At 66.2% G+C, this 26,747-nt stretch carries 29 protein-coding genes and 1 tRNA gene; 20 read left to right on the top strand and 10 right to left on the bottom strand.

Going from position 1 to position 26,747, the window contains the following annotated elements:
• The first annotated feature begins 1 nt into the window (after position 1).
• The 5 genes from BoBH3_RS20310 to BoBH3_RS20290 all read left to right on the top strand — a co-directional run bounded on the left by BoBH3_RS20310 (position 2) and on the right by BoBH3_RS20290 (position 6,031).
• Positions 2 to 1,204, top strand: a complete 1,203-nt coding sequence (locus BoBH3_RS20310; protein ID WP_262332676.1) for an MFS transporter — start codon at positions 2 to 4, stop codon at positions 1,202 to 1,204.
• Positions 1,205 to 1,233: 29 nt separating this feature from the next.
• Complete coding sequence (gene allE / locus BoBH3_RS20305) at positions 1,234 to 2,034, top strand: (S)-ureidoglycine aminohydrolase (protein WP_262332675.1); 801 nt, start codon at positions 1,234 to 1,236, stop codon at positions 2,032 to 2,034.
• A gap of 38 nt (positions 2,035 to 2,072) precedes the next feature.
• Positions 2,073 to 2,501, top strand: coding sequence for a DUF1801 domain-containing protein (locus tag BoBH3_RS20300; protein ID WP_262332674.1), 429 nt, complete (start codon positions 2,073 to 2,075; stop codon positions 2,499 to 2,501).
• Between the two features lie 250 nt (positions 2,502 to 2,751).
• On the top strand, positions 2,752 to 4,908 hold the full coding sequence (locus tag BoBH3_RS20295; protein ID WP_262332673.1) for a sodium-translocating pyrophosphatase: 2,157 nt from the start codon (positions 2,752 to 2,754) through the stop codon (positions 4,906 to 4,908).
• A 199-nt stretch (positions 4,909 to 5,107) separates the two neighbouring features.
• Entirely contained in the window at positions 5,108 to 6,031 is a 924-nt protein-coding gene (locus BoBH3_RS20290; RefSeq protein WP_262332672.1) for a DMT family transporter, read from the top strand.
• A gap of 76 nt (positions 6,032 to 6,107) precedes the next feature.
• On the opposite strand, the gene BoBH3_RS20285 is transcribed toward BoBH3_RS20290, so the two are convergent.
• The gene (locus BoBH3_RS20285; protein WP_262332671.1) at positions 6,108 to 6,599 is read right to left on the bottom strand and encodes an outer membrane protein assembly factor BamE; all 492 of its coding nucleotides are present in this window, start codon (positions 6,597 to 6,599) and stop codon (positions 6,108 to 6,110) included.
• Positions 6,600 to 6,779: 180 nt separating this feature from the next.
• Between BoBH3_RS20285 and BoBH3_RS20280 the strand changes: the two genes are divergently transcribed.
• The 7 genes from BoBH3_RS20280 (at position 6,780) to sugE (ending at position 11,573) form a co-directional block, all read left to right on the top strand.
• On the top strand, positions 6,780 to 7,292 hold the full coding sequence (locus BoBH3_RS20280; protein ID WP_262332670.1) for a ubiquinol-cytochrome C chaperone family protein: 513 nt from the start codon (positions 6,780 to 6,782) through the stop codon (positions 7,290 to 7,292).
• Positions 7,285 to 7,839, top strand: coding sequence for a YceD family protein (locus BoBH3_RS20275; RefSeq protein ID WP_262332669.1), 555 nt, complete (start codon positions 7,285 to 7,287; stop codon positions 7,837 to 7,839). The genes BoBH3_RS20280 and BoBH3_RS20275 overlap by 8 nt, the downstream gene beginning before the upstream one ends.
• A 205-nt stretch (positions 7,840 to 8,044) precedes the next feature.
• A complete protein-coding gene (plsX, locus tag BoBH3_RS20270) occupies positions 8,045 to 9,103 on the top strand; it encodes a phosphate acyltransferase PlsX (RefSeq protein ID WP_262332668.1) in 1,059 nt (352 codons plus the stop codon).
• A 12-nt stretch (positions 9,104 to 9,115) separates the two neighbouring features.
• Positions 9,116 to 10,093, top strand: a complete 978-nt coding sequence (locus tag BoBH3_RS20265; RefSeq protein ID WP_316045122.1) for a beta-ketoacyl-ACP synthase III — start codon at positions 9,116 to 9,118, stop codon at positions 10,091 to 10,093.
• Between the two features lie 189 nt (positions 10,094 to 10,282).
• Positions 10,283 to 10,597, top strand: coding sequence for an integration host factor subunit alpha (locus BoBH3_RS20260; RefSeq protein WP_112580304.1), 315 nt, complete (start codon positions 10,283 to 10,285; stop codon positions 10,595 to 10,597).
• A 41-nt stretch (positions 10,598 to 10,638) separates the two neighbouring features.
• A complete protein-coding gene (locus tag BoBH3_RS20255; protein WP_262332667.1) occupies positions 10,639 to 11,124 on the top strand; it encodes a MerR family transcriptional regulator in 486 nt (161 codons plus the stop codon).
• 131 nt (positions 11,125 to 11,255) lie between these two features.
• Positions 11,256 to 11,573 carry a quaternary ammonium compound efflux SMR transporter SugE gene (gene sugE / locus BoBH3_RS20250; protein ID WP_262332666.1) on the top strand — a complete coding sequence of 106 codons (318 nt, stop codon included), beginning with the start codon at positions 11,256 to 11,258 and terminating at the stop codon, positions 11,571 to 11,573.
• Between the two features lie 6 nt (positions 11,574 to 11,579).
• Here the strand turns inward: sugE and BoBH3_RS20245 are convergent, their stop codons facing one another.
• From BoBH3_RS20245 to BoBH3_RS20235, 3 genes are read right to left on the bottom strand one after another with little or no spacing between them, the layout of a single operon-like run.
• Positions 11,580 to 11,741, bottom strand: a complete 162-nt coding sequence (locus BoBH3_RS20245; protein WP_262332665.1) for a hypothetical protein — start codon at positions 11,739 to 11,741, stop codon at positions 11,580 to 11,582.
• A 48-nt stretch (positions 11,742 to 11,789) separates the two neighbouring features.
• Positions 11,790 to 12,767: a LysR family transcriptional regulator gene (locus BoBH3_RS20240; protein WP_262332664.1), complete on the bottom strand. Its 978-nt coding sequence runs from the start codon at positions 12,765 to 12,767 to the stop codon at positions 11,790 to 11,792.
• A 44-nt stretch (positions 12,768 to 12,811) separates the two neighbouring features.
• The gene (locus BoBH3_RS20235) at positions 12,812 to 13,237 is read right to left on the bottom strand and encodes a DoxX family protein (protein ID WP_262332663.1); all 426 of its coding nucleotides are present in this window, start codon (positions 13,235 to 13,237) and stop codon (positions 12,812 to 12,814) included.
• Positions 13,238 to 13,458: 221 nt separating this feature from the next.
• Between BoBH3_RS20235 and BoBH3_RS20230 the strand changes: the two genes are divergently transcribed.
• Positions 13,459 to 14,391: a ring-cleaving dioxygenase gene (locus BoBH3_RS20230; protein WP_262332662.1), complete on the top strand. Its 933-nt coding sequence runs from the start codon at positions 13,459 to 13,461 to the stop codon at positions 14,389 to 14,391.
• Between the two features lie 101 nt (positions 14,392 to 14,492).
• On the top strand, positions 14,493 to 15,116 hold the full coding sequence (locus BoBH3_RS20225) for an alpha/beta hydrolase (protein ID WP_262332661.1): 624 nt from the start codon (positions 14,493 to 14,495) through the stop codon (positions 15,114 to 15,116).
• A 200-nt stretch (positions 15,117 to 15,316) separates the two neighbouring features.
• Here the strand turns inward: BoBH3_RS20225 and BoBH3_RS20220 are convergent, their stop codons facing one another.
• On the bottom strand, positions 15,317 to 15,508 hold the full coding sequence (locus BoBH3_RS20220) for a hypothetical protein (protein WP_262332660.1): 192 nt from the start codon (positions 15,506 to 15,508) through the stop codon (positions 15,317 to 15,319).
• 102 nt (positions 15,509 to 15,610) lie between these two features.
• Positions 15,611 to 15,835: a hypothetical protein gene (locus BoBH3_RS20215; protein ID WP_262332659.1), complete on the bottom strand. Its 225-nt coding sequence runs from the start codon at positions 15,833 to 15,835 to the stop codon at positions 15,611 to 15,613.
• A gap of 460 nt (positions 15,836 to 16,295) precedes the next feature.
• Here BoBH3_RS20215 and BoBH3_RS20210 point away from each other — a divergent pair, with 460 nt between their 5' ends.
• The 6 genes from BoBH3_RS20210 (at position 16,296) to BoBH3_RS20185 (ending at position 22,406) form a co-directional block, all read left to right on the top strand.
• On the top strand, positions 16,296 to 16,487 hold the full coding sequence (locus BoBH3_RS20210; protein ID WP_262332658.1) for a hypothetical protein: 192 nt from the start codon (positions 16,296 to 16,298) through the stop codon (positions 16,485 to 16,487).
• Positions 16,488 to 16,862: 375 nt separating this feature from the next.
• Entirely contained in the window at positions 16,863 to 17,849 is a 987-nt protein-coding gene (locus BoBH3_RS20205; RefSeq protein ID WP_262332657.1) for a GGDEF domain-containing protein, read from the top strand.
• Positions 17,850 to 18,366: 517 nt separating this feature from the next.
• A tRNA-Pro gene (locus BoBH3_RS20200) sits at positions 18,367 to 18,444 on the top strand.
• A 508-nt stretch (positions 18,445 to 18,952) separates the two neighbouring features.
• Positions 18,953 to 19,933, top strand: coding sequence for an ABC transporter ATP-binding protein (locus BoBH3_RS20195; RefSeq protein ID WP_262332656.1), 981 nt, complete (start codon positions 18,953 to 18,955; stop codon positions 19,931 to 19,933).
• Positions 19,930 to 20,913, top strand: coding sequence for an ABC transporter ATP-binding protein (locus BoBH3_RS20190; protein ID WP_262332655.1), 984 nt, complete (start codon positions 19,930 to 19,932; stop codon positions 20,911 to 20,913). The genes BoBH3_RS20195 and BoBH3_RS20190 overlap by 4 nt, the downstream gene beginning before the upstream one ends.
• Positions 20,914 to 20,939: 26 nt before the next feature.
• The gene (locus BoBH3_RS20185) at positions 20,940 to 22,406 is read left to right on the top strand and encodes an alkaline phosphatase family protein (protein ID WP_262332654.1); all 1,467 of its coding nucleotides are present in this window, start codon (positions 20,940 to 20,942) and stop codon (positions 22,404 to 22,406) included.
• Between the two features lie 76 nt (positions 22,407 to 22,482).
• Here the strand turns inward: BoBH3_RS20185 and BoBH3_RS20180 are convergent, their stop codons facing one another.
• The 4 genes from BoBH3_RS20180 to BoBH3_RS20165 all read right to left on the bottom strand — a co-directional run bounded on the left by BoBH3_RS20180 (position 22,483) and on the right by BoBH3_RS20165 (position 26,704).
• The gene (locus BoBH3_RS20180) at positions 22,483 to 24,045 is read right to left on the bottom strand and encodes an ABC transporter substrate-binding protein (RefSeq protein WP_262332653.1); all 1,563 of its coding nucleotides are present in this window, start codon (positions 24,043 to 24,045) and stop codon (positions 22,483 to 22,485) included.
• 64 nt (positions 24,046 to 24,109) lie between these two features.
• Positions 24,110 to 24,877, bottom strand: a complete 768-nt coding sequence (locus BoBH3_RS20175) for a glycerophosphodiester phosphodiesterase (protein WP_262332652.1) — start codon at positions 24,875 to 24,877, stop codon at positions 24,110 to 24,112.
• A 4-nt stretch (positions 24,878 to 24,881) separates the two neighbouring features.
• A complete protein-coding gene (locus tag BoBH3_RS20170) occupies positions 24,882 to 25,703 on the bottom strand; it encodes an ABC transporter permease (RefSeq protein ID WP_262332651.1) in 822 nt (273 codons plus the stop codon).
• 59 nt (positions 25,704 to 25,762) lie between these two features.
• Positions 25,763 to 26,704: an ABC transporter permease gene (locus BoBH3_RS20165; protein ID WP_262332650.1), complete on the bottom strand. Its 942-nt coding sequence runs from the start codon at positions 26,702 to 26,704 to the stop codon at positions 25,763 to 25,765.
• Between the last annotated feature and the right edge of the window lie 43 nt (positions 26,705 to 26,747).

Raw genomic sequence — 26,747 nt, 5'->3', positions numbered from 1 at the left:
GATGAACCAGCACGTTCAGCCCCTCGACGGCGATCGGCTTGCCAAGCGCAACGCGCTGGTGCTTGCCGGCGCACAGGCACTCGGCGGCGCCAATCCGGCGATCATCATCTCGCTTGGAGGCATCGTCGGCGCACAGCTCGTAGCGGATAAAGCCTTCGCGACGGTGCCGGTCAGTCTGTTGCAGCTCGGCATCGCCACCGGCGTCATTCCGGCCGCCATCGTGATGCGCCGGCTCGGCCGCCGCAGTGGTTATCTCATCGGCGCGCTGATCGGGGCATCCGGCGCGAGCCTCGCCGCCGGCGGCGCGACGCTCCGGCTGTTCTGGCTTTTCTGCCTCGGGACTTTCATCTGCGGCCTCTACGGCTCTTTCGTACAGAGCTACAGGTTCGCCGCTGCAGATACGGCGAGCGAGAGCTTCCGCCCGCGCGCCATCTCCTGGGTCATGGTCGGCGGGCTGGCCGCGGGCGTTATCGGCCCGCAATCGGTCTACTGGACGCGCGATCTCACCCCGGCCGCGCCCTTTGCCGCGAGCTTCCTCGCGCAGGGCTGCCTCGCGCTGCTGGCGATCTTCATCGTCTCGCAGCTGCGCGCGCCGCCTGTCCCGGTCGTCCATGCCGACGGCGGCCGCCCGCTCGGCGAGATCATGCGCCAACCCAAGTTCATAGCCTCTGTTACGGCCGCGCTCGTCGCCTACGGGCTGATGAGCTTCGTCATGACGGCGGCGCCGATGGCGATGGTCGCCTGCGGCCATTCGGTCGGCGATGCCGCGCTCGGCATCCAGTGGCATGTGCTCTCGATGTTCGGGCCGAGCTTCTTCACCGGCAGGCTGATCGCGCGCTTCGGCAAGGGAACCGTGACCGTGGCAGGCTTGGCGCTGACGGCGCTCGCGGCCGTGGTGGGGCTCACCGGCCTGACCGTCGCGCATTTCTGGGTGGTGCTGATCCTGCTCGGCGTCGGTTGGAACTTCGGCTTCATCGGCGCCACGGCCATGGTAACGGACTGCTACCGACCCGAGGAGCGGGTGAAGGTGCAGGCGGCCAACGACTTCCTCGTCTTCGGCTCGGTCGCCATCGCCTCCTTCTCGGCCGGCGGCCTGCTGAGCCATGGCGGCTGGGAGACCGTCAACTGGCTCGTCTTCCCGCCGGTTGCGCTCGCGCTTCTGATGGTGGCATGGCAACGTTTCCAGCGCCCGGCCGCAGTCTGAGCGCGCGGGGCCTTGCCGGAGACGACACCATGAACGACCGCACCTTTCCGCCCGCCACCGGCCGCGTGCCTCCCGGCGCGATCGGCCATAACCGCGGTATCGTGCGGCCGAACTACGCCTTCATGCCGCCCGAAGGCGTGCTGATCAGCCGCCTGCCGCAATATCGGGACACTGTCGTACGCGTCCTGGCGGCGCCTGTTCTCGGCGCTGCCTTCGCCCAATACGTCCTCGAAATCGCCCCCGGCGGCGGCACACCGGCCTCCTTCGCCGAGGAGGGCGTGCAGCACTTCTTCTACGTCCTCTCCGGCGAGGTCGCCTTCGGGATCGCGGGCGGCGCTCCGAAGCCGCTGACGGAGGGCGGATTCGCCTATCTGCCGCCGGCGTCGCCCTTCACCCTGCACAACGAATCGACTGGTCCGGCCCGCGTGCTGGCCTTGCGCAAGAGCTATGAGCTCGCCGCGGGCCTGGCGGTGCCGGAGCCGATTCTCTCGCATCGCGACGCCGTGCCGATGACGAATCACACCGGCATGGAGGGGCGAGGCTTTCAGTTCCTGCTGCCCTATGGCGACATGCGTTTCGACTTCGAGATGAACCTGATGTGGTTCAAGCCGGGCGTCTGCTTCCCGGCGGTCGAGACCCATGTGATGGAGCACGGCCTCTACATGCTCGAAGGGCAGGGGCTCTATTTCCTGGATCAGGACTGGCACGAGATCTGGGAGCGGGACTTCATCTGGATGGGCGGCTTTTGCCCCCAGCAGTTCTACCCGACTGGCCATGGCGACGCCTGCTACCTGCTCTACAAGAACGTGAATCGGGACTTCGCGCTCTGACGGAAGGCAGCATCGACAGGGAGATCAGGAGCGAGCGCATGGCCGAACGATCTCCTCCATCATCCGGTGTCGTCTTATTGTCCGGCGGCAATCCTCAAATAGCCAAGGGCGATGGCGACGAGCCCGTACAGGCCTATATCGCCGCCATGCCCGGCTGGAAGAGCGAACTCGGCCGACGCCTGGACGCCCTCGTCGTCCGGACGGTGCCGGATGTCCGCAAGGCCGTGAAATGGAATTCGCCGTTCTATGGGCTGGCGGGGCAGGGCTGGTTCCTCAGCTTCCACTGCTTCACCCGATACGTGAAGCTGACCTTCTTCCGCGGCACTGCGCTGGAGCCGATTCCACCCGGCACCTCAAAGCATCCTGAGACCCGTTACTTCGACATCCACGAGCGCGACGAGCTCGATGAATCCCGGCTCGCCGACTGGGTGAAGCAGGCCAGCCAACTGCCCGGAGGGCGCCTTTAGAACGCGCTTCGCGCGGCCCTTGGGGCAGGCGCTGCCGCGCCGGCTGTGCAGCAAGCTTCCAACTGGACCAAAACGCAAACACAGCGTTTGCGCTCTCCGTCGAAACTTGCCACAAATTCGCCTGACACTGGCGACGCGAGGCGGGCCTATAGTCTTCAGGGCCCGTTTTTTCGTTGGCTGACGTCCAATGCTGCAAAAGCGGAGCGACAACGCTCCCGACGGCTCGGAAGCACCAAGGTCAGGAAAACGAATGTCAGCTCTGCTTCTCATCATTATATTGAGTGCGCTGTCGATAGCCTACGGCATCTGGGCCTATGGCGACGTCATGAAGCGCGATGCCGGCAACCAGCGCATGCAGGAGATTTCCGGCGCGGTGGCCGAGGGCGCGCAGGCCTATCTCAAGCGCCAATACGTGACCATCGCCATGGTCGGCGTCGTTCTTTTCATTGCGCTCGCCTGGCTGCTCGGCAAATGGGTGGCTGTCGGCTTCCTGATCGGCGCCGTGCTCTCCGGCGCGGCCGGCTTCATCGGCATGAACGTATCGGTGCGCGCGAACGTCCGCACGGCTCAGGCCGCGATGCAGTCGCTTGGAGAAGGCCTCGACGTCGCTTTCAAGGCGGGTGCGGTCACCGGCATGCTCGTCGCAGGCCTCGCCCTGCTCGGCGTCGCCGTCTACTACGGCGTCCTGACCTCCTGGCTCGGCTTCCAGCCCTCCAGCCGCACGGTGATCGATTCGCTGGTGGCGCTCGGTTTCGGTGCCTCGCTGATCTCGATCTTCGCCCGTCTCGGCGGCGGCATCTTCACCAAGGGCGCCGATGTTGGCGCCGACCTCGTCGGCAAGGTCGAGGCCGGCATCCCGGAGGATGATCCGCGCAACCCGGCGACCATCGCCGACAATGTCGGCGACAATGTCGGCGACTGCGCCGGCATGGCCGCCGACCTGTTCGAGACCTATGCGGTGACGCTGGTCGCGACGATGGTCCTTGCCGCGATCTTCTTCGCCGGCCAGCCGGTGCTCGGCACGATGATGCTCTATCCCATGGCGATCGGCGCGGCCTGCATCGTCACCTCGATCATCGGCACCTTCTTCGTGAAGCTCGGCGCCAACCAGTCGATCATGGGGGCGCTCTACAAGGGCTTCATCGCTGCCGGCGTGCTCTCGATCGGAGCGATCGCGGCCGTGAACTACCTGATGTTCGGAGGCTTCGACGCTTCCTTCACCACGGTCCAGAACGTCACCTTTACCTCGGGCAAGCTCTTCAGCTGCGCGCTGGTCGGCCTGGCCGTGACGCTCCTCATCGTCGTCATCACCGAATACTACACCGGCACCGGCAAGCGCCCGGTCGTCTCCATCGCCCAGGCCTCGGTAACGGGCCACGGCACCAACGTCATCCAGGGCCTCGCGGTATCCTTGGAATCGACGGCGCTGCCGACCATCGTGATCATCGCCGGCATCATCGCCTCCTACACGCTCGCCGGCCTCTTCGGCATCGCCATCGCCACCACCGCCATGTTGGCTCTGGCCGGCGTGGTCGTGGCGCTCGATGCCTTCGGCCCGGTGACGGACAATGCCGGCGGCATCGCCGAGATGGCGGGCCTGCCCAAGGAGGTGCGCCACTCCACCGACGCGCTCGACGCCGTCGGCAACACCACCAAGGCGGTCACCAAGGGCTATGCCATCGGCTCGGCCGGCCTCGGCGCACTTGTGCTCTTCGCGGCCTATACCTCGGACCTGAATTTCTTCATCTCCGAGGCCAACAAGGCCGGCAGCACGGCCTTCCAGTACTTCAAGGGTGTCACGGTCGACTTCTCCCTGTCGAACCCCTACGTCGTCGTCGGCTTGCTGCTCGGCGGCCTGATCCCCTTCCTCTTCGGCGGCATGGGCATGACGGCGGTCGGGCGCGCGGCAGGCTCGGTGGTCGAAGAGGTGCGCCGGCAGTTCCGCGAGAAGCCGGGCATCATGCAAGGCACGGAGCGGCCCGATTACGCGCGTGCGGTGGATCTGCTGACCAAGGCCGCGATCAAGGAAATGGTCGTGCCCTCGCTGCTGCCGGTGCTGGCGCCGATCGTGACCTATTTCGTGATCTACGCGATCGCCGGCAAGAACAACGCCTTCGCCTCCCTCGGCGCCATGCTGATGGGCGTCATCGTCACCGGCATTTTCGTCGCGATCTCGATGACCTCGGGCGGCGGCGCCTGGGACAACGCCAAGAAGAGCTTCGAGGACGGCTTCGTCGACAAGGACGGCGTGCGCCACCTCAAGGGCTCGGATGCCCACAAGGCTTCGGTGACGGGCGACACCGTCGGCGACCCCTACAAGGACACGGCGGGCCCCGCCGTGAACCCCGCGATCAAGATCACCAACATCATCGCGCTCCTGCTGCTGGCGATCCTGGCGCATAGCTGATCGAAGGTATCTCCAAGAGACGGAAAGCCCGCGGCGAGAGCCGCGGGTTTTCCTTTTCCGGCAACGCTCTGCGCGCCCGGCTTGAATCAACTTCGAAAGCTGTCGGACTGGGTGCGAAAGTTACGGCCGAGAGCGTAGTGTTGCCGCCTGCTGTCGCGCGGCATTGATGGCATGGTCTCGCCGAATTGAGGAAGAGACCATGTCCACGCAAACGCTCGAAACCCCTGCCTCCACCAACCGCGCCACCGAGCTCGTCCTTTTGCTCACGCTCGCCACGCTCTGGGGCGGCTCCTACAGCTTCATCAAGGTCGGCGTCGAGACCATCCCGCCGCTGACCCTGATCGCGGCCCGCACGCTGATCGCCGGGCTGATCCTGCTCGCCGTCATCCGCTGGCGGGGCTTGCGGATGCCGCGGGACCGGACCGCATGGCGGCGCTTCACGACCCAGGCTCTGCTCAACAGCGTCTTCCCCTTCACCCTGATCGCCTGGGCGGAAAAGAGCGTCGACGCCGGTCTCGCCTCGATCCTCAACGGCACGACCCCAGTCTTCGTCTTCCTGATCTCTCTGGTGCTCGCTCCCATGAAGCGACCAGACTGGCGCAAGGGCCTCGGCGTCGCAGCAGGCCTCGCCGGCATCACGCTGATCGTCGGTGTCGATGCCTTCACCGGGCTCGGCGGTGCCGTTCTGCCGCAGCTCGCCATCATCGCGGCCACTGTCGCCTATGCCTGCGCCGCGCTCTTTGGCCGTCACTTCACGGGCATGGACCCGCTTCTGCCGGCAGCGGGCTCGATGCTGGCCGGTACGGCGCTGCTGATCCCGGCAGCACTCGTCGTCGACCGGCCCTGGACATTGGCGCCGTCCACCGAGTCCCTACTCGCGCTTCTCGCCCTGTCGGTGGTTTCGACCGCGCTCGCCTTCGCCATCTATTTCCGGCTGATCCGCACGCTCGGCTCGGTCGGCACGACGGCCGTGGCGTATCTGCGTGTGCCGATCGGCGTCGCCATCGGCCTCGTCTTCCTCGGCGAGACATTGAGCCCCACGGCCTGGGCCGGCCTCGCTCTGGTGGTCCTCGGCGTCATGGCGATGACCCTGCCGGAGCGGCGTTCGGGCACGGCAGGGTGACAGGCGCGACAGCACATATGAAAAACCCCGCGGCGCCGGCCGCGGGGTTTTTCTTTTGGGAGCTGATCGGGAGAGCTTAGCCCAGCGGGTTGAACTTGGTGACGCCCTTGAACAGGTTGCGCAGGAAGCTCTGCTCCTCGCCGCCCGCCGGGGTGGTGCGGCTGATGAAGTCGAAGATCACGCCGTCCTGCAGCCCGTAGCGGGCAATGCGCTCCACCTTGAAGCCCTTGTTGAAATAGATCACCAGCACCTGCTGATCGATGACCTGCGGGTCCATGAACTGGACGCGGCGGCGCATCGTCTGGCTGATATAGTAGAAGGTGCGGTTGCCGACGGTCGAGGTCGTCGAGGGTGTGCCGAGCAGTTGCAGCACGGCCTGCACATCCATGCCGGGCTTCACCTGCGCGATCAGCCCGTCATCCATCACGAAGCCGCGGGCGAAAGTCTCGTTCAGGCCCGCGGACGTCGGTAGAACGAAACCGCCGGCATCGGGGCCGCAGCCGGCCAGCAACAGGGACGAGGTCGCAAGGGCTCCGAGCAGAGCCGTGCGGCGGGTCAGAAGGGTCATGCCGGCACGATCCAAAGGCGAGCACGGCTCGGATGATCCAAGCCGCTTGTCAAAAGGGTAGGGCTTGGCGTAACGCCCGAGCATGGCTTTGGCAAGGCGAGGACGCCCGCGGCAACGTGGGGCGCAGGCAAACAGTTGATTTTCGGATTGTTCGGCAAGCGCGCCAGTCGGCGAGCCTCTGTGGATGCGTTGTTCGGGCGCGTCGCCGAAGCGTCGCGACGGCCTCAGCTCTATGGCGAAGGCGGAATTCCCGACAGTTTCGAGGGCCGTTTCGAATCGCTCACGCTGCATGCCTTGCTGGTGCTGCGGCGCCTGCGTGAATTGCCGCCCCCCGCCTCCGATCTGGCGCAGGAGTTGGTCGACGCCTGCTTCGCCTATCTGGAGCTCGGCTTCCGCAACGGTGGCATCAGCGACGTCGCCGTGCCCAAGCACATGAAGAAGATCGGCCAGATGTTCTATGGCCGCGTGCAGGCCTATGAGGCGGCTTTGGTGGCACCAGGCACGCAGATGCTGGCTGAGGCGCTCGGGCGCAACGCCTGCGCGCCGGAAGGCGCAGCCGCGCTTGCAGCCCATATCCGCGTGGCCCAGGGCTATCTGGCGCAGATGGACCTCGACGCTATCCTCAGTCGGGAGGACCTGTTCCCGACCTTGGGCGGGCAGGATTTTTCGGGTCAGGAGGCGAGCCATGTCTGATCACCCACCCTCCCTGCCGCTGAGCCATCCGCTCCGCGTCGAGACCATCCGCCAGCGCGGCAGCGAGGTTGTCGTCCGCGCTGAAGAGAGCCGGCTCTCGGCGATCTCCGCGATGCTGGGCCTCGCCTCGCTCGAAGCGCTGGAGGCGCGCTATCTCCTCTCGCGCAATGGCGACAGGGTGAAGCTGGAGGGCCGCATCGCGGCGCGGCTGCACCAGACCTGCGTTGTCACGCTCGACCCGTTCCCGGTGAAGCTCGACGTACCGGTGAAGCTCGACTTCGCGCCCGAGGACGAGACCAGCGCGGCCTCCCGCCGTGGCGAGAGAGATGACGCCGAGATCGACATCGAGGTGCTGCTCAACGAGGAGGATCCGCCCGAGCCTATCCATGACGGCGTCATCGATCTCGGCACCGTCACGCTCGAATTCCTGGCGCTGGCGCTTGATCCCTATCCGCGCAAGCCGGGAGTCAACTTTGATGCGCCGGCGGCCGAGCCGGGATCGGAATCGCCCTTCGCGGGGTTGGCAAAGCTGAAGCGAGATGAGTAAAGCAGCGCTTGGCCGTCTTGCGGAGCGGCCTCAAGTCGCTATTGTCGGCGCTGCCGGGGCACGATCTGAACATTCGGTTCGAGTCGAGATCTTAGCGCCCTGATCCAGCATGGGCTTTCCGAATTCGGGTTCCACTTTTCGGGCCCATGCACTATGAGCCGTCCCGCACCGAAGGTCGGCCATTTCCGGGACACACCTGAACTCCATGACACGATCGGTTACAATCGCGCTCGATGCGATGGGCGGGGATCACGGCCCCTCCATCGTCATCCCCGGCGCTGCGCTGATGCTGGAACGTCGCCCGGACGCGCGCTTCGTCGTCTTCGGTGACGAGAAGCAGGTGCTGCCACTGATCGATCAGCACCCCAAGCTCAAGGCGGTCACGACCTTCCACCACACCGAGGTCTCGGTGAAGATGGACGACAAGCCGAGCCAGGCGCTGCGCGCCGGCCGCTACAAGTCGTCGATGTGGCGCGCCATAGACGCCACCAAGACCGGCGAGGCCGATGTCACTGTCTCGGCCGGCAACACCGGCGCGCTGATGGCGATGTCGAAATTCTGCCTGAAGTCCATGGCGCAGGTCGATCGCCCCGCCATCGCCTGCCTGTGGCCCACGGCGCGCGGCGAGAGCATCGTGCTCGATGTCGGCGCCACCATCGGCGCCGACGCCCGCCATCTCGTCGATCTTGCCGTGATGGGCGCGGCCATGGCTCGCGTGGTCTTCGATATCGACCGGCCGACGGTTGGCCTGCTCAATGTCGGCGTCGAGGAGATCAAGGGCGTCGAGGCGGTCAAGGAAGCCGGCCGCATCCTGCGCGAGAGCAACCTGCCGCATCTCAGCTATCACGGCTTCGTCGAGGGCGATGATCTCGGCAAGGGCACGGTCGATGTCGTCGTGACCGAGGGCTTCACCGGCAATATCGCGCTGAAGACCGCCGAGGGCACCGCCCGTCAGGTCGCCGACTATCTGCGCGCGGCGATCAACCGTTCGTTCATGGCGAAAATCGGCTATATCCTCGCACGCAGCGCCTTCGCCGCGCTGCGGGAGAAGCTCGATCCGCGCAAATCCAACGGCGGCGTCTTTCTGGGGCTGGAAGGCATCGTCATCAAGAGCCATGGCGGCACCGATGCCATCGGCTTCGCAAGCGCGGCCGAACTCGGCTATGAAATGGCCCGCGAAGACCTGATGGCGAAGCTCCGCGAGATGGTCGCAGCAAGCACGCGCCCCGAGCTGCCCGCCGCGCAGCCGGTTGACGCTGAATAAGGAACGGTTTCCTTGTCCATTCTGCGTTCTCAAGTCGTGGGTTGCGGCTCCTATCTGCCCGCTCGCATCGTCACAAATGCCGAGCTGGCCGCCAGGGTCGACACCAATGATGAGTGGATCGTCCAGCGCACCGGCATCCACCAGCGCCATGTCGCGGCCGATGACGAGCCCACCTCGGCGCTCGGCCTCAAGGCCGCCCAGGCCGCGATCGCCGACGCCGGCATCGACGCGCAGGAGATCGATCTGATCATCGTCGCGACCGCGACGCCCGACCATACCTTTCCCGCGACCGCGACACAGATCCAGGCCGCGCTCGGCATCACCGAAGGCGCAGCTTTCGACATCCAGGCGGTCTGTTCGGGCTTCGTCTTCGCGCTGGCGACGGCCGACAAGTTCCTGACCACCGGCGGCGCCAGGGCTGCGCTGGTGATCGGCGCCGAGACCTTTTCGCGCATCCTCGACTGGGAGGACCGCGCGACCTGCGTGCTGTTCGGAGACGGCGCCGGCGCAGTCGTGCTCAAGGCGGTGCCGGGCGAGGGGACATTGGCCGATCGCGGCATCCTCACCACCCATATCCGCTCGGACGGGCGCTACAAGGACAAGCTCTATGTCGACGGCGGCGCCGGCTCGACCAAGACGGTCGGCGTGCTGCGCATGGAGGGCAGGGAGGTTTTCCGCCACGCGGTCAACAACCTCGCTGAGACAGTGCGGCACACCTTCGAGCAGACGGGGCTCAGCGGCTCCGATATCGACTGGTTCGTGCCGCATCAGGCCAATCGTCGCATCATCGATGCGACGGCCGACAAGCTCGGCATCGGACACGACCGTGTCGTCGTGACGGTCGATCGTCACGGCAATACCTCCGCCGCCTCGGTTCCGCTGGCGCTGGCGGAGGCCCATGCCGATGGCCGCATCAAGCCCGGACAGCTCGTGCTGATCGAGGCGATGGGCGGCGGCTTCACCTGGGGGTCTGCCCTGATCCGTTGGTGAGATGCTCGCGAATTTATCTCAAATTGTGACGATTCATCGCGGTTTTCGATTGATTTAGGCCAGAGACGGGGCAACAACCCTCGCTTGAGGATTGACCCGCGCGGCGGGGACGCCTAGCGTCCGCCGACCGATATGGCGAAAAGGCCGGCGGTTCTCGTCGCTGCCTGCAATATGCCTTGGAGGACATGAATGGCGGCGCAAACGGTCACTCGCGCGGATCTGTGTGAGGCTGTTTATCAGAAGATCGGCCTGTCCCGGACGGAGTCGTCGAAGCTCGTCGAAGCGGTGCTCGACGAGATCTGCGACGCGGTCGCTCGTGGGGAGAACGTCAAGCTGTCTTCGTTCGGTTCTTTCGTCGTGCGAGACAAAGGCGAGCGAATCGGGCGTAATCCCAAGACGGGTGTTGAGGTGCCTATCGAGCCGCGTCGAGTGATGGTGTTCAAGCCCTCGAACGTGATGAAGGCCCGCATCAACGGGCAGTCGGGTGAGGGCGAGAGCGAGTGAATCTGGAGTTCCACGCCGGCAGCGCAGATGCGGAGGCCGAATTGGACACCAAGAGCCCTGATGCCTTTCGGACCATCAGCGAGGTCGCTGAAGACCTCGACATACCCCAGCATGTGCTCCGATTCTGGGAAACCCGCTTCAGCCAGATCAAGCCGCTGAAGCGCGGTGGCGGACGCCGCTATTACCGCCCGGATGATGTCGCCCTGCTCAAGGGCATCCGTCGCCTGCTTTACGGCGAGGGCTACACCATCAAGGGCCTGCAACGCATCCTCAAGGAGCAGGGGCCGCGCCATGTCCAGGCAATCGGCCGTGGCGGGCCGATCGGCCAGGCGCCCGGCGGACCGTCGGAGGTTGCATCGTCCGATCCGTCTCAGGTCGCCTCCGCGAACTGGACACCGCCCCCCGCGGCGCGCAGCGTTCCCGAAGGGCTGGACGACATCACGGTCCTGGCCGCGGTGATGAACGAGCTCGGCGAATGCCGGCGCATCCTCGAACGGGCGCTCGAGCCGGCGGTCGAGGCGTCCTGAGCAGGCTGCGTCGGTTGATCCGGCAGCAGCGAGCCCATATTTGAACAGAGCTCCCCAGGGCCGAGGACGACCTCGGATTCTTCCCTCAACCGGGCGCGGACGACCGCGCTGCATCGTCGAGGAGGGCCGTGATGGCCTGGCTCTATCTGTTCGTCGCGGGTCTGTTCGAGGTCGGCTGGGCGATCGGCCTGAAATATACGCAGGGCTTCACCCGCCTGATGCCCACCCTTCTCACCCTTGCTAGCATGATCGTCAGCCTCGGGCTGCTCGGGCTGGCGCTGAAATCGCTGCCGGTCGGCACCGCCTATGCCATCTGGACCGGCATCGGCACGATCGGGACCGCGATCCTTGGCATAGCACTTCTCGGCGAGCCCGCCGGCGCGTTGCGCCTCGCCTGCATCGGCTTGATCGTCGCCGGAATCGTCGGGCTGAAGCTGGTCTCGGCCTGAGCGTCGTCAGCTCCGCCGAAACGCTTCCGGCCAGTAGCCACCGCGTTCCAGTGCGACGATCAGGATGACGATCGCGAGTGTGACCACGATCGTCATCAGCTTCGCGTTCCAGGGCACGCCGCGGCCGATCAGCCAGATCAGGCTCAGGCCGATGATGAGCGGGACCACGATCTCCATGGGTCATGGTAGCGCGCCGGCCGGGCAGGGCAACAGCCCTTATTCCGGCAGGCCGCCCCCGATCGGACGATCGCCTTCCATCAGCGGCTTCAGCCGCGCCAGCTCGGCTGCCATGAAATCGAGGAACAGCCTGACGCGCGGCGTGTGCCGCATGTCAGGATGGGTCAGCAGCCACAGATCGGCGGCGAGCGCAGGATCGGGCGGAGCGAGTCGCGTCAGCCCGGGCCGCGTGTCGCCGATGAAGCAGGGCAGGAAGCCGATGCCGATGCCGGCCTCGACCGCCTCAGCGAGGCCGAGAACGGTGTTGAGCTTATAGGCGACCCGTTCCGGCGCGACATGGAGTGCGACATAGCGGTAGGCGTTCATCGCGGCGAATTCCTCGCCGAGCGAGACCCAACTTCGTTGCCAGAGCGCCTCGACAGGCGGCCGCTCGGTATCGGGAAAATCGACGGCGCGGCCGTAAAGCGCCCAGACGATGCGGGCGGGCTTGCGGCCGATCAACGTCTCGGGCGGATTGTCGGTCGCCCGGATCGCCACGTCGGCGTCGCGCTTGGAGAGGTTGGCGGCCCTGTTGCCGATGAGGATGTCGAGGCGGATCTCCGGGCATTCGCCGAGGAACTGCGCGAAGAGCGGCGTCAGCAGGTCGACCACGAGAGTGTCGTTGGTGGCGACGCGCAACTCGCCGGCAGGCGTGATTTCCTGGCCGGCGAGCTTGAGTGCGAAAGCATTGATGTCGTCATCGACACGGGATGCCAGCTGCACCATCTCCTCGCCGGCGGGCGTCGCGACATAGCCCGAGCGGTGCCGCTCGAAGAGCCTGACGCCGAGCGCCTCCTCGATCTGGCCGAGCCGGCGGAACACCGTCGAGTGATTGACGCCGAGCGCTGCCGCGGCTGCGGGCAGCGCTCGCTTGTCTGCGATGGCCTTGATCAGGCGGAAATCGTCCCAGGCCAGGGCATTCGCGGCAAGAGGCTTGGCGGAGGAAGGCTTGGCAGGGGACTTGGCGGCTTGAATCATCCGCGCAGTCTCCGCCAAGCCTTGTAGTCCTTCAAGCACCGCGCTCAGGCGACGGCCGGGCGGACGCGCTCGCCGAAGCTGGCCGACTTCAACGCGAAGGCGCCGTCGCCGATCAGCGCATGGGCGAAGGCCGTCAGCGCCAGGAAGGCGGGATATTCCCAGCCGCCGTTCGGGGCGTTGAACACCCAGCCGTTCGGGGCGTGGACGGCCAGCGCGCCGAACAGCACCGGCAGCAGCAGCAGCGATACGTAGCGGCCGTAGAAGCCGAAGAGGATGGCGAGGCCGCCGACGAGCTCGGCCAGGATGATCGGCCAGGCGAGGGCGCTCGGCAGGCCGACCTGGCCGAGGAAGCCGGCGAACCCGGCCGGGGTGAAGATGACGAGCTTGAGATAGGCGTGGGCGATGAACATGGCACCGAGCGCGATACGCAGGCTGAGGGCGCCATAAGGGGCGAGGCGATTGTCGATCATGGTCATGTCTCCTGAAAACGAAACGGGACCGGGTTGGTCTCGAGGCACAAGATCATCTCGTTCCTTTCGCAAATCAAATTGTAGTTCAGCGATATGGACATTGCGCGGGTGCAATGAATTGGGTCTAGCGCTTTGCCCTCCATGCGCCGATCTTTCGGCCAACACAGCGAGGCCGGAAGGGCTGGCCCGCTAGGCACTCGAAGCTCACGGAGGACCAAACCATGCAGATCAACGGCCTTCACCACGTCACCGCAATCTCCGGCCCCGCCCGCCGCAACCTCGACTTCCATGGCCGCGTGCTCGGTCTGCGCCTGGTCAAGAAGACGGTCAATTTCGACGATCCCGGCACCTATCACCTCTATTATGGTGACGCCGACGCGGCTCCGGGCTCGATCCTGACCTTCTTCCCCTGGGATCATGCCGCTCCGGGCCGCCTCGGTGTCGGCGAGACGCAGGAGACGGTGTTCCGGGTTCCGGAAGGTTCGATCGGCTACTGGACGCATCGCTTCGTCGAGCAGGGCGTTCCGCATGAGGCGCCGACCAGGCGCTTCGGCGAGAGCGTGCTGAGCTTCCGCGATCCGGACGGGATGAGGTTCGCCCTCGTCGGTGTCCCGGGCGTCGAGAAGGAGCCGTTCTGGTCCGAGGGAGGTATTCCCGCCGAGTATGCGATCCGCGGCTTCCATAGCGTCAGCCTGCTGATCGCCGACGCGGCGCCCACCGCCGCGATCCTGACCGACGTCTTCGGCTTCGCCGAGGTCGCTCGCGAGGAAACCCTGATCCGCTATGCGGTGAAGGGCACGGAGATCGGTGGCATCGTCGATCTGCGCGTCGCCGGCGGCTTCCTGCCGGCCCGGCAGGGCGCGGGCTCGGTCCACCACATCGCCTTCCGGGCGGCCGACGACGCCGCACAGGAGGAGATGGTCCGCCGCCTGCGGGAGAACCACGGCATCCGCACCACGGAGCAGCGCGATCGGAACTACTTCCGCTCGGTCTACTTCCGTGAGCCCGGCCATGTCCTGTTCGAGATCGCGACCGATATCCCCGGTTTCGCGGTCGACGAGCCGGCCGCCGAGCTGGGCCGCGCGCTGAAGCTGCCGCCGCAGTATGAGGCGCACCGCAAGGAGATCGAGGCGGTCCTGCCCGCCCTCGACTGACGCTTGCCGACAGGTTCCGGGCCGCTCGGCCCGGAACCGACTTCGCCCTGTTTGCCAACGATGGGGCAGGGCGCCTCCGCTTCACGAAGGGAGACGACACCATGACTGACACGAAGGCCGATACCGGCTTCATCCATGTCTTCGAGCAGGGCAGCGACTTGGAACGCCGGCCGCTTGTGCTGCTGCACGGCACCGGCGGCGACGAGCGTGACCTGCTCTCGCTCGGCCGCACCGTCGCTCCGGGCGCGAGCCTGCTCTCGCCGCGCGGCAAGGTGCTGGAAGGCGCTGCGCCTCGCTTCTTTCGCCGTCTGGCCGAAGGCGTCTTCGACGAGGACGATCTGCGCCGCCGCACCGACGAACTCGCCGATTTCGTGCTGGAGGCACGCGAGCGCTACGGGCTAGCGGCTCCGATCGCGCTCGGCTTCTCGAACGGCGCCAACATCGCGGCCGCGATGCTTCTGCAACGGCCGGATGTGCTGGCGGGCGCGGCGCTGCTGCGCGCCATGGTGCCTTTCGCCGAGGCGCCGCGGGCGGACCTGTCGAGCAAGCCCGTGCTCGTGCTCTCCGGCGCGCTGGACCCGATCATTCCGGCCTCCAACGCCGAAAGGCTGGTCCGCCAGCTCGGCGACAATGGTGCGGCGGTCGAGCACCGCGTGCTGCCGGCCGGCCATGGTCTCGGCCAGGCCGACCTCGGCCTGCTGCATGGCTGGCTCGAGCGCTTCTGACGAGGAGACATGGCCGCGCCTAGAGCCGGACCCGATCAGGTTGAATCAACCTGATCGGTGAATCCGCCTCTAAACAATGGATAGAGAACGCGTGATCCGATCGGATTGCTGCGCAATCTGATCGGCGCGTGCTCTAGAGGTACGGCCATGCTTGCAGCGAGCCGGTTCTCGCAGGAGCGCATTGGCCAGTCGGCTTGCTTTCAGAACCTGAGATAATGCCAGGCGCCCCAGCCCAGCAGGAAAAACCATGCCGTCGTCGTGCAGGCGATGGCCAGCAGGAAGCAAAGGCCAACGACCTTGTCGCGGAAACCGCTCCCCTTGGACACATCCGCGCCGCTCGACGCGTGCTCGGGGTTGGCATTCCGCGACGGCTGCACAGTCTGCTCGCTCATCTTGTAGCCCAGGCTGGTTCCTTGCGCGGTTTCGGCCGTTGTTGCCTTGTGCGGCTGGACAGCAAAGCTGGAGCCGCCGCTCGGTTTCCGCGCGACCGACGGCTAGCCGCCCGGTACCATCCCGACCGGGTCGGCCACGATCAGCCGGTTCGTTCGCCGGGCCTGCTCCGCCATGAGGGCCTGGTCGATCCGGCGGCGGTATTCGGCCCAAGAGCCGAGGCTCAGCCCGCAACTGGCGCAGGAGACGACGCTGGCGTCAGTCAGCGCCACGGGAACCGAAACGCCGGGCGAACCGCACGCCTCGCAGTGAAACCAATCCTGCCTCAACGCGACCTCGACAATCCTTGACGATGACGGCACGGCCCAACGCCGCCTCCGTCATGAATGGCGGGACGTGGATGACTGTCGGCTGAACGTCAGCCGCTCTCCATCCGCTGACGGAGAGCTTCTGCCTATTCGAAGGGGAGAGGCCTGGCGTCGTGCCCGCTTGTCGTCTTGAGGCGGTCGTCGAGGCTGTTCGACACCACCAGCCGGAGATGTGGCCGCATGCTCGTCGGATCGGAAGAAACGCTCTTCCGGCTGGCGGCGGCCCGTCGGATCTGGGCGCGCCGCACGATAAGCGACATCTGATGCCTGTGTTTCATGGTGATAACCCTGCGCCGCTCCACCAGGCTCCTTGAAGACGCGGGCTCGCGAAACCCCCATTTGGGGGATGGGCATCACTTTTTTCCGACACGGACTCTCCCACTGCCGGCATCGCGCGCCCGCAATGGGAGAGACCGCTTCCTTGGCCTCAGTCATCGTCTTCTGTGCCTGGAAGCGCGTCGATCACATGCCGGCGCGCGAGCTCGGCATCTGCGGCGCTGATGAATGCTTCGAAGTGACGCAACTGGACGTGAATTTAATCGAGGACACAAAGCGTTTTGCGCAAGCAAGGATATATCCAGGCCGAAATGAATATTTATCCTTCAGGGCATGATGTATAATTTGAGTTTGCTTGAAAAATTTTCCTTGCCCATGCGATTTTAGGCTTATGCGATCCGAAAATTAACTGATGATAGTCAGATATGGCCTGGTGCGCTAAACAGTTGTAGCGCTCGATCAAGCCTGAGTTTCGGCCTCTGCGCCGTTGACGACGACAACCATGGACCTCGCGACCCTCTGGCAACTGACGATCGGCACGCTGCTCCTTGCGGCTGCGATGACGCTTTGGGAACGCAAGGCTCAGGCCCAGCGTTCGCGGGAACTCGGCATCTGGGCCGCGGCTTATTGCGTTTTCGTCGTTGGCTCCGTCCTCGCGGTGAACCGGAATCTCCTGCCCGGTGTCGTCGGCGCGGCTCTTACCAATATCGTCATGGTGCTCGGCTATACGCTCCTGCTGCAGGGGACCCTGGCTCTCGATCGCAGGAGAATTCACCCCGCACTGGTCGCTGGCCTTCTGGCCCTGCTCGGTGCGGCCTGGTTTCTGGCCGGCGCCGGTTGGGAGGGCGTCTTCTGGAACCATATCGGCTCCTTGCCGATCGCCGTCATCTGCGGCCTCACGGCACTTGCCCTGTCCCGCAGCCGTGCCACCCGCGGGTTGCGCTCCCGGCCGATCGCGATTGCCGTCTTCGTCTGCCACAGCGCGTTCTACGCAGTCCGTGCCCTGGTCATGCCCTTTGTCGCAGCGCGCTATGGCGACAGCCTCCTCCCCATCGCCGGCAAATTGACGATGTATGAAGCGGTGCTGTTCATCGTCGCGATGTCGATGTCCTTTCTCGCGCTTGTTCGCGAGGAGGAGAGGGCGCGGCTGCTGGCTGCCTCCCGCACGGACTTCCTGACCGGCCTCAGCAATCGGCAAGGCTTCTTCGAGCTTGGCCCCGAGCGCCTTAGCCGAGCGGGGAAAAGCGCTTCTCACGCGTTGCTCGCTTTCGATCTCGACCACTTCAAGGCCATCAACGATAGATACGGACATGAAGCCGGAGACAGCGTGCTGAAGCTCTTCGCGAGCATAGCCGGCGAAACCGCCGGACCCGCCGCATTGGGCGTGCGTCTGGGGGGCGAGGAATTCGCGATCCTACTGCCCGAAACCGGCGTTGAGGCGGCGCGTAGCGTCGGGGAGGGCATCGCCCGTCGATTTGCCGCCGAGGTTGCACGCAGCGACGGGCTCGCGATCGTCTCCACCGTCAGTATCGGCCTGGCGGAATCGGGGGCTGGCGATGCGGATCTGGCCGAGCTTCTGGCTGCTGCGGATCGTGCGCTTTATCGGGCCAAGGAGCTTGGCCGCAACCGTGTCGAGATCGCTGGTCCGAAGAGCAAACGCTCGGTCCAGCGAACGGCATTGGGCGCCATCAAGGCCTAGCTCCCGCCGGTGATCGCTCTGCGATCTTGAATGATTTGCTCCCCGGACCAGCCGCCACCGGTACATCCGCGGCTGGCGGCTGGTCTGGGGAGATAGAAGGGAGCAGACTTGGGGACGCGCCGGCTCCCTTCTCGCGCGGAGAGCAACGCAACGCCTCTGCACGATCAGGCAAACGGCCGGCCGCCGCATCGGTTCCGGGCATCACGTCGGAAGATGATTTTTGCCGAGGCCGGCACCATGCCGCGCGCACAACCTACCTGCTGCCATCCCGACAGGCTGTTCAGATGTTCCAGCGCTGCGTGGCAAACCAGGCTGCGGCCGCCACGGCCATCATGCCCACGGTGATGAAGAGTGCATCCTCCATCTCATCCTCCGTCGTTTGGAGGGGATAATCGCCGAGCCGGCTCGCGGTTCCTTGGTCTATCGATGGCCTCGCTGCGCTCTTCGCCAGCGCGGTTCATCTTTAGCGTCGAAGCGCATTGCATCTGCGCCGGCCCGCCACTATAAGCCGAGCCGTCGGAGCGTAGCGCAGCCCGGTTAGCGCACTTGTCTGGGGGACAAGGGGTCGGAGGTTCGAATCCTCTCGCTCCGACCATAAATCATCACTGAATCAAGTGTTGATTCGGCCGCCGTTTCCGGCCCCGAAGAGTGGAACGGCTTCGTTCGGGATGAAGGCGACCCGATCGGGACAAAATTCCCGACAAATCCCCGGCGGATGTCGCGTTCTTGGAATGCTGGACATTCACGCCCCCGGCGCAACCTGGTGCGACGCCCCGTTCCGCATCACTTTCAGCTGCAGCGAATGCCGCAACGACCGTGATCCGCATCTCGATCTCGGGACGGCGAGGTGACGGCCAGCCTGCTCGCCCCAGTCGAGATAGCCCGAGGAAGACAAGCGCCGGCTGAGAAACGCCGTGTCTCGCTTCGCGCTCAGCAGGATGCCCAGCGTAGCGTCACAAGACGGTCATGAGCCCGGCAGTATGCCGGTTCTCATGCAATCATGGTCAGCTGCTACGCCCGATGGTGGCCCTATACAGGCATCGGCTTTTCCCGACCGCGCCGCCGGTGTTCCCCTTCTTCAATTGAAGGGATTCACGGTCGCGATGGGTGGGGCGGCTGCGATCGTTCGCGGTCTGGAGCTTTCCCTTGCCCCCGGCGAGGCGCTCGGGATCGTCGGAGAATCGGGCTGCGGCAAGAGCATCACCTGGCTCGCCGCGCTGCGTCTTCTCGGGCGAGGCGCGATGATCGGCGGGGAAGTGCTGCTCGACGGGCGCGACATCGCGAAAATGTCCGAGCGCGACCTCTCGCGGGTCCGCGGCGGCCGTATCGCCATGATCTTCCAGGACCCGAGCAGCGCCCTGAATCCCGTGCAGCGCATTGGCGCTCAGCTCGCGGAGGTGCTGCGCCTGCATCGCGGCCTGACCGGCGAGCCGGCACGGCGCGAGGCGCTGCGTCTGCTCGACCGGGTCGGCATCGCCGATGGTCCCCGGCGCCTGAAGCAGTATCCACACGAGTTCTCCGGCGGGATGAACCAGCGTGTGATGATCGCGTTGGCGCTGGCGGGGGAGCCGGATGTCCTTGTCGCAGACGAGCCGACCACCGCACTCGACGCGACCATCCAGGCCCAGGTGCTCGACCTGATCCGGGATCTCCGTCGCGAGACCGGCATGGCGTTGGTCCTGATCTCGCACGATATCGGCGTCGTCGGCGATCTCTGCGAGCGGATCGCGGTGATGTATGCCGGCCGGATCGTCGAGACGGCGGCGACTCAGGACCTGCTGACGCGGCCGCGCCACCCCTACACGCAGGGCCTGCTTGCGGCACTTCCAGCGCTCGATGGCCCCAGGCGGCGGCTGACACCGATCCCAGGCACGGTTCCGGCCCCCGCCGCCACTCCGCCGGGGTGCGCCTTCGCGCCGCGCTGCCCGATCGCCGTCGAACGCTGCGGCCACGAACTGCCCGAGCTGATTTTCGCGGCCCAGGATCAGCGCGCCGCCTGCCTGCGGCTCGGCAAGCCGATATCGGCTGAGGGAGCATCGTTTCCAGCCATGACGGTGCCCGAGCGGATGGGAGCGCCGGCATGACGGCGCTTCTCGAGGTTCGCGATCTCGCCCGCGAGTACCCGGTCTCTGCCGCCGGCGGCGTGCGTCGGATCCTGCACGCGGTTGACGGTGTCAGCTTCTCGCTCGAACGCGGCCGGACGCTCGGCATCGTCGGGGAATCCGGCTGTGGCAAGTCGACCACCGCAAAGCTGGCCCTCGGGCTCCTGCCGGCGACGCGGGGGCGTATCACCTTCGAGGGCACGCCGGTGACCGCGCTGCGTGATCGGCACTGGCGCGCCCTGCGCCGGCGCATGCAGCTGGTGCACCAGGACCCGCTCGCCGCGCTCGACCGGCGCCTGCCCGTCGGCCAGCAGGTACTCGAGCCGCTGGTCATCCATCGCCTGGAAGGCGCAGCCGGCGCGCAGCGGGAGAAGGCGCTCGCCCTGTTCGAGGCGGTTGGCCTGAGGCCGGACCTGTTCGAGCGCTATCCGCATGAGCTGTCGGGCGGGCAGCGCCAGCGTGTCGTGCTCGCCCGTGCGCTGGTGCTCGATCCGGCCCTGCTCGTCTGCGATGAGCCGATCTCGGCGCTCGATGTCTCGGTCGCGGCGCAGGTCATCAACCTCATGCTGGACCTGCAGACGCGCTTCGGCATGGCCTATCTCTTCATCAGTCATGACCTCAAGGTGGTCCGGCAGATCGCCGACCAGGTCGCGGTGATGTATCTCGGCCGCATCGTCGAGCAGGGTCCGCCGGACGCGTTGTTCCATGCGCCGGCCCATCCCTATACAGAAGCGCTGGTCTCGGCCGTGCCGACGCCGTTGCGGGGCACGCAAGGACGCATCATCCTGAAGGGTGATCCGCCGAATCCGGTCGACAGGCCGTCGGGTTGCGCCTTCCATCCACGTTGCCCGAGGGCAGTGGCCCGCTGCCGGGAAGAGGTGCCAGCCCTGCGACCAACGACCGATGGCCGGCTCGCAGCCTGTCATCTGGCGGATGCGGCACCGACGGCCGCTGCCGCCTGAGACCTCGACGAACATCCGGAGACATGATGAGCCGCCCCGACCAGCCCACCGCCGACCGTGTCGTCATCGCCGTCTTCGACGGGCTGAGGCCGGATCTCGTCACGCCCGAGCTGACGCCGAACATCATGAGGCTTGCCGCGAACGGAACCTGGTTCCGCCGGGCGCGCAGCGTCTTCCCTTCGGTGACACGGGTCGCGACGAGTTCGATCGCGGCCGGTGCGCCGCCGATCGTGCATGGCATCTTGGGCAACGCCTTCTATCATCGCGAGGCGATCCCCGACCGGATCTTCGACACCAGCGACGCAGGCCAGATCCGCCGCGCCGAGGCCCATCATGACGGCCGCCTGCTGGCCGCCGACACCTTCGGCGACGTGCTCGCCCGCGCCGGCAAGAAGCTGGCCGTGGTGCATACAGGGTCGGCCGGATCGGCTCATTTCATCAATCCGCGCGCTCGCGCCAACGGGCACTGGACCTTCTCCATGCATGGCGCCGAGGCGACGCAGACGCCGGAAGCCGTCGAGAACGCGATCAAGCGTCTCGGCCCGCTGCCCGAGCGCGAGCTGCCTCGGCTGCAGGAACTCGCCTATGGCGGGCGCGTCATGACCGATATCGTGCTCCCGACGCGACCCGACGTGGCGCTGATCTGGTTCAACGAGCCCGATACGACCTTCCACTATCGCGGCCTCGGCTCGCCCGAAGCCATGGCCGGATTGCGTGAGGCCGACCGGGCCTTCGGCACGATCCTCGACTGGGTCGAGGCGCAGCCCGATGCGGAGCGCATCGCGGTGATCGTCGCCTCCGATCATGGCCAGATCTCCACGGGCTCGGTCGAGCCGCTGTTCGAAACCGCGCAGCAGGCAGGCTTCGACCTGAGCGCGGCCAAGGCGGTCGACGGTGCAACCCTGGTCGCCACCGGCGGCATTAGCGGCGAAATCCGCTTGCGCGAAGGGGATCCCCGCGAGGTCGAACGCATCGCGGCCTGGCTGATGGAGAATCCGGCCGTGGGCCATGTCTTTTCGCCGGATCGCAACGGCGTCGAGGGCCAGGTCGCTGGCACGCTGTCGCTCGGCCTGATGGGCACGGGCCACGGCACCCGCCAGCCGGAACTGATGTTCATCCTGAAATCGACGCTCGATGCTGACCCCTATGGCCTGCCCGGCCTCGGGGCGATGACGCCGGGCGACGTGCCGCTCGGCGGCGGCATGCATGGCGGCATCAACCCTCACGAGCTGAACACCGTGCTGATCGTCAGCGATGCCCGAGGCCATCGCGGCCTGTCGCAGGAGCCGGCCGGCATCATCGATATCGGCCCGACCGTGCTCGGCCTGCTGGGCCTTGCCCCGGCGGCCACGATGATGGGGCGCAATCTCGCCGCACCGCCTCGGGAAGAGGCACGAGTCGCGCGGCATTCGGGCGGCAGTGGCGCCTTCGCCCAGCATGTCGACATCGTCGAGCAGGATGGGCGTCGCTTCATCCTCGGAGGCGGGCACTAGCCTTCTTGAGCGTCCCGAAATGCAGAAAGGGCGGCCGATGGCCGCCCTTTCCGTTTCCAGAGCCTCGTCGGAAGCTTCAGGCCTTGGGGAAGCTCAGATTATCCGGCCGCAGGTCCATGAAGTAGAAGGTCGTGGGTCGCCAGCCGATCGACTTCTTGATCGCGTAGGCTTCGCTCGGCTGGTAGAGGATCGTGGCCGGCGCCTCGTCCTCCCAGCTGTCTAGCATCTCGGTGAAGAGCGCCTTGCGCTTGGCCGGGTCGGTCTCGGCCTCAAGCGCCGTGCCCGCCTTGTTGAAGGCCTGCGTCGAGGTCCAGAACTTCGAGACCTGGATCTCGCCGGCCGGGCCCCAGGCGACCCAGATCGATCCGAGCGGGTCGGGCAGGCGCGTCGAGTTCGACCAGTTGAAGATTTGCGTATTGGCGCCGCGCATCTGCGTGGAGTTCTCGACGACCTGCAGGGAGGCGTTGATGCCGACGGCCTTCCACTGCTCGACAAGGATCTGCGCGGCTTCGAGCGCATTGGTGTAGTAGTTGGCCATGGTGCGATAGACGATCGGCTCGCCCTTGTAGCCGGCCTCCTTGAGCAGCGCCGCAGCTTTGGCCGGGTCATAGGCCAGCTTGCGACCCTCGACGAACATCTTGCCGTATTCCGGGAAATTGTGGCTGGCAGGCACCTGCGCCGTACCCTGCCAAAGCGCATCGACGAGCTTCTGCCGGTCGATCGCGTAGTTGAGCGCCTGCCGCACGCGCTTGTCGGAGAGCACCTTGTCCTGATCGTTGTAGGCCAGGACATGGACGTTCGCGAGCACGACGGAACGCACGTCGATGTCCTTGTAACCGCCGACCACGCTCATCTGGTCGGGCGGAATGTTCGTGATCAGGTCGTAGTCGCCCGCGACGAGGCCGGCCACACGTGCCGCCAGCTCCGGCACCCGCTTGAAGGAGACGCGCTTCGCCGTCGGCTTGCCCATGAAATAATCGTCGAAAGCTTCCAGCACCGTGGCCTCGGCGGCCGAATGGGAGACGACACGATACGGGCCGGTCGCGACAGGCTTGCGCGAATAGGCCTCGAAGCCCATCGCCTCATAGGCGCGCTTGTTGACGATCCAGGCGCACCACGAAGCGAGGCGCTGCTCCAGCAGCACGTCCGCGACCTTGGTCTTGAAGCGGACGGTATAGCGGTCCACGGGCTCGACACTGGCGAGAATGCCGAAATAGGGCCTGCCGCCAGGGATCTGGGCCTTGTCGCCCCACATGCGGCCTTCGCGGAAGGTGTAGGCCACGTCCTCGGAGGTGAGCTCGTCACCGTTGTGGAACTTCACGCCCTGGCGCAGCGTGACAACGAGTTCCTGCGGCGAGAGCCGCTCCCATTTCGTCGCCAGATGCGGCTTGAGCTCCGAGCCGCCACCATCGGCCGCGCCGAGGAAATCGCGACGGATCAGCGTGTCGAAGATCGAGTAGGTGACGCGCGTACCGACATTGGAAAGTTCGCGCGCCGGCTCCAGCGTCGCCGGCAGATCGGCCACGGCGACGGTGAAGTTCGGGCGACGATCATCCGCGGCGAGGGCGGGCGGCACGGCGAGAGCAACCGGGATGGCGGCAGCGCCCTCGATGAAGCGGCGGCGGGACAGGACGGGCATGGGATTCCTCGCAAGACATCCGGCCGGCGCCGACAAACCGGCGCCGCGATGCGACTGCCTTGCATCAGATTGACGACGGGCCGGTGACAGTCCGTGTGGACAGCAGTAGGCGCGGGTCGTCGAGCATCACAGCGTCCGGGCCGAGCGCCAGCACCCGCGCGATACCGTCCTGATCAATGCGGCCGACAGGGAACGGCGGATAGCCGGGCTCCGCGACCGAGCGCGGCTGGCCCACCATGATGACCGAGCCCATGCCGGCCTCGTGCACGGCCGCGAGCCGCTCCGGCGTCGCATGCCCTTGCCAGAGCCTGAACAGGTCGGCTCCGGCGGAACGAGCCGCCACGATGGAATCCGGATCGGGAACCAGAGCGAGGATCGCGATCTGCGGCGACAGCCGGCGCGCGGCGGCGATGAGTTCGATGTCCCGCAGGCCGAGCAGCCCGCGCGGAGCGGCATCCGCCGTATCCAGGGCCGCGAGGATCGGGTTAAGGACGCGCGGCTCGTGCAGCTTGACATCGAGCAGAAGCCCCAGCGGCGCAGATGCGAAGATCGCCTCGTCCAGCGTCATAAGACCGGGCAGGAGCGCTCGGAGCGTCGCCAGATCGGTCTCCGCCACCCGCCGCGGATCGCCGGTCAGGCGCGCGAGGTCCGCATCGTGAAGGCAGACGAGAGCGCCGTCGGCACTAAGCCGCACATCCGTCTCCACGATTTCGGCGCCCGCCTCGATCGAGGCCCTGAAGGCCTGCGCCGTGTTCTCCGGCCCGAGTAACGCCCCGCCTCGGTGGGCAATGGCCAGGGGACGTGCCGCGCCGAAGACGGAAACGGGTCGCATCGTCTCAGTGCCTCTCGCTGGTCGGGTCGAAGCGATCGCGCAGCCAATCCCCGAACAGGCTGATCGACAGCGTCGTCAGGAATATCGTCAGGCCCGGAAAGACTGCGATCCACCAGGCGTTCAGCAGATAGCGACGGCCTTCGCCGAGCATGAGGCCGAGCGAGGTGCCCGGCGGCTGAACGCCGAGCCCGAGAAAGGACAGCGAGGTTTCGAGCAGGATCGTACCCGGGAAGTTCAGCGTGGCTTGAACCACGAGCGCAGCGGCGATGTTCGGCAGCAGATGGCGCAGTATGACGCGCGATGTTCCCGCCCCAAGAGCCTCGACTGCGTTGATGTAGTCGCTCTCCTGCTCGGAGATGACGAGCCCGCGCGCCAGCCGCGTATAGCGGTCCCAGCCGTCGATGCTGACGAGGATGATGAACAGGACGATGTTGTTTCCGAAGAAGGCAAGCATCGTCAGCGCCAGGAAGAGCGCCGGGATCGCCGCCTGCGCGTCGACCAGCATCATGATCGCCTGGTCTGTGAAACCACGGAGGCGCGCAGCGACGAAGCCGAGCAACGTCCCGAACACGGCGCCGATCATCGTCCCCATCACGGCGATCAGGATCGAGGTGCGCACCGCGAAGATCATTCGGCTCAGAATGTCGCGGCCGAGCTGGTCGGTGCCGAGCCAGTAGGTCGTGCCGCCCGCTTCCGTCAGCGGCGGCTTCAGCCGGGCGGCGAGGTTCTGGGCGGTGTAGGGTAGCGGCGCCAGCCAGTCGGCGAGCAGCGCTACAAGCACGACGACGGCCAGGAAACCTGCCGAAATCGCCACCACGGGGGACATCCGCCTTTTAGCTGCACGAGCGGCCGGAGCCGGAGCGGACGAGAGGGCGGTTGCGCTCATCAGGGCCGCCCGCCCAGAGCACGGGAAAATCCGCCGAGCCGTGGATCGACGAGGATATGCACGACGTCGACCAGGAGATTGGCGCCGACCATGATGACCGTCACGGTGAAGATCACGGCCTGAACCACGGCGAGGTCGCGCGTCGAGACCGAATCGACCAGGAGCCTGCCTATGCCCGGCCAGGCGAAGATGGTCTCCACCACCGCGCTGCCCGCCAGGATGTGGCCGATCTCGATGCCGATGAACATCAGCAGCGGCACGGCCGCATTGGGCAGAGCGTGGCGGATGATCACAGCAAGCGGCATCACGCCCCGCCCGCGTGCCGCCCGGATATAGGGCTTGCCCAGGACCTCCAGCGTGGCGGTGCGAGCGAAACGCGCGAGCCGCCCGGCGAGCGGCAGGCCGAGCGTCACCGTCGGCAGGATGAGGTGCCAGAGGCTCTCCGAGCCGGCCGAGGGCAGGACGCGCAGCTTCAGCGCAAACAGCAGGATGAGCAGGATGCCGAGGAAGAAGATGGGAATGGCGTAGCCGAGCACCGCGACCGCCATGGCGAGCCGGTCGGCGGCGCGGTTCTGGCGCAGGGCGGCGAGGATGCCGAGCGGCAGCCCGATGAGCAGCGCCAGCATCAGCGCCGACGAGCCGAGCAGAAAGGTCTTCGGCAAGGCGTCGACCACAGCCGCGAAGGCAGGCCGGTCATCGGCGAAGGACAGGCCGAAATCGCCGCGGGCGACACTGGCGATGTAACGCAGATACTGTTCCGCCAAGGGCCGGTCGAGACCCCAGGCCTCGCGATAATGGGCGCGCACATCCGGCGGCGTGTCGTTCGGCAGCATGATCTCGGCCGGATCGCCGGCCAGGCGCAGCGCGATGAACACTGCCGAGACGCAGATGGCGACCGTCAGCAGGGCGCGCGCAAATCGGAGAAGAAAGAAACGGAGCATCTATCTGAGGGCAAGGTCGGAAAACCTGCCTTCTGCAGGCTCC

The sequence above is a fragment of the Allobosea sp. BH3 genome (assembly GCF_025499465.1).
Lineage (GTDB): Bacteria > Pseudomonadota > Alphaproteobacteria > Rhizobiales > Beijerinckiaceae > Allobosea.
This window is presented reverse-complemented; position numbering and strand designations above follow the sequence as displayed.